Here is a 440-nt window from a genome sequence, read left to right as displayed (position 1 = left end):
GTCGGGAAATAGTTGAGCCACTTGCCGTTTTTGCTGTCTTTCTCTGCCATTTCTGCCGTCTTCCATTCTAGCATTTTTTCGCGCGAGATTAGCATTCTATATATAGAACGAAGGCACGCGTCGATCGAGATATATGCCTCATATGGCAGGGTTAGGAAGAAGATTGCGTTTTGTGCAAGGCTTGCGAGGGGGTCGGCGATGACGGCGGAATAGTTTTTCCTCAATTTAAGGTTCATGCCGAGGAAAGGTGAGGCGAGGCTGAAGATGATGGGGGCTAGTATAAAGCTAATGTTGGCTGAAAAAGCGAAGAAAACTAGGCCGAGGAGAAGCGCAGGCACAAGGCCCTTTATTATATTAAGAAGCAATTTTAATTTGGAGAGGTCGCCTATGTTGCGCGTCAAAAATCGTGCGGACTGCACGTGGCCCTCGGCCCACCTTTT

1 protein-coding gene is annotated in these 440 nt (G+C 48.2%); it reads right to left on the bottom strand.

What is annotated here, in order from left to right:
• The coding region (locus ACYVTD_RS16910; RefSeq protein WP_461248811.1) for a hypothetical protein at positions 1 to 401 on the bottom strand (401 nt) is incomplete at its 3' end.
• Between the last annotated feature and the right edge of the window lie 39 nt (positions 402 to 440).

This window comes from Treponema sp. R6D11 (assembly GCF_054786075.1).
This window is presented reverse-complemented; position numbering and strand designations above follow the sequence as displayed.